Source organism: Dietzia sp. Cai40 (assembly GCF_014145165.1).
GTDB classification, from domain to species: Bacteria; Actinomycetota; Actinomycetes; order Mycobacteriales; family Mycobacteriaceae; genus Dietzia; species Dietzia natronolimnaea.
Map to the genome: position 1 here is coordinate 1 of NZ_JAALEB010000232.1, position 1,640 is coordinate 1,640.

General features: G+C 73.0%; 1 protein-coding gene and 1 pseudogene. One reads left to right on the plus strand and one right to left on the minus strand.

Translation table 11 applies throughout. The features are described 5' to 3' along the window. Window positions 1-1,097: LCP family protein (locus G6022_RS09750; RefSeq protein ID WP_241731141.1), on the plus strand; the 1,097-nt coding region annotated here is incomplete at its 5' end. Between the two features lie 31 nt (window positions 1,098-1,128). On the opposite strand, the pseudogene G6022_RS09755 reads toward G6022_RS09750, so the two are convergent. After that, a pseudogene (locus G6022_RS09755) lies at window positions 1,129-1,640 on the minus strand (hypothetical protein); the annotation flags it as partial.

Below are 1,640 nucleotides of genomic sequence, written 5' to 3' on the forward strand. Positions count from 1 at the left end.
CCCGGGCGTCCCGGTCGCGATCCGGCGGGCGGGACCCCCGCAGGCAACCGGTCGACCCGCGCGGTGTCCGGTCCGGTCGGCCGTCGCGGGCCGGGTACGGGTCCACACTCGATCGCCGCTCCCGCCGGGCACCCGGTAGACGGCGCCTCGGGCCGATGCGGATCCTGGGTCTGGTGCTCGTGGTGATCCTGACGCTGGGCGTGGTGAGCGTCCTGTGGGCGGACTCCAAGCTCCAGCGGATCGACGCGCTGCCGGACTACCCCGGCCGGGGCGGCAACACCCCGGGCAGCATCACCCTCCTGGTGGGGACCGACTCCCGCGAGGGACTCACCCCGGAGCAGCAGGCCCAGCTGTCCACCGGGTCGGAGTCCGATGCCGGCGGCAAGCGCACGGACACCATGATGCTGGTCTACACGCCGCGCGACAGCGGCCGGACCATGCTCATCTCGCTCCCGCGGGACCTGCTGGTCGACATCCCGGACTACGGACAGAACAAGCTCAACGCCGCCTACACCTTCGGCGGTCCGGCGCTGCTGACCCGCACGCTCGAGCAGCAGACCGGGATGCGGATCGACCACTACGCGGAGATCGGGTTCGGCGGCTTCTCCGGGATCGTCGACGCGGTCGGTGGTGTGGACATCTGCATCGAGGAGCCGATCAACGACCCGCTCGCGGGACTCGACCTGGCCGCCGGCTGCCAGACCCTGGCGGGGCCGCAGGCCCTCGGCTTCGTCCGCACCCGCTACGGGTTCGCCGAGCAGGACCTCCAGCGGGTCCGCAACCAGCGGCAGTTCCTCGGCGCGCTCATGAGCGAGACCATGTCCCCGGGCAACCTGCTCAACCCGTTCACCGCGGTGTCACTGGTCGACGCGGCCTCGGAGGCCGTCACGGTCGACTCCGGGGACCACATCTGGAACCTCGCGTCGGTGATGTGGAAGCTCAGGGGCGATCCGCTCACCGTGACCGCCCCCTACGACGGCATGGCCTCCGGTTCCGTGGGCTCGTACCTCGTGTGGGGCCCGAGCACCACGGGGTTCTTCGACGCGGTCGCCTCGGGCCGCACCCCGGCCCAGGAGTACCTCGACCCCGGCCCCTGAGCCCGCCCCCCGGCTCACGGGTACCGGCTGGTCATCCCGCGGGCGTGATCGAGACGATCCCCCAGGTGCCGTCGGGGTTCTCCGCCACCCGCACACGCTGCCGGATCACCACCGGCTCCGCATCGGGCGGGGACTCGGTGAGGCTCACCTCGAGGAGCGTGGGCGACAGCTCCCGCGCGTCCACACAGTGGGTGGTGCCCTCGGGCACCCGGTCCACCCCCTCGACGCGCAGCCGGTCCGGCGTCATCCGGCTCGACGGCGAGACCGCCTCGAACGCCTTCTCGGCCGAGCGCTCGACGTAGTAGGCGTGATCGAAGGCCAACACGGTCCCCAACGGCGAGTCCAGCGACCCCGGGCCGTCGCCCACCACGTGGCCGGGTTCGGAGACCGGGGCGCAGTCCGCCGCCTCCTCACCGGTCGGGGAGAGAGCCCCGCGGGTGAGGAGGAATCCGATCACCGCCGAGCCGGCCAGGACCGCCACCCCGGCCGCCGCGAACACCGCGACCCGGCGTGCGCGACCGCCGTGGCCCGGGGACGCGGTGG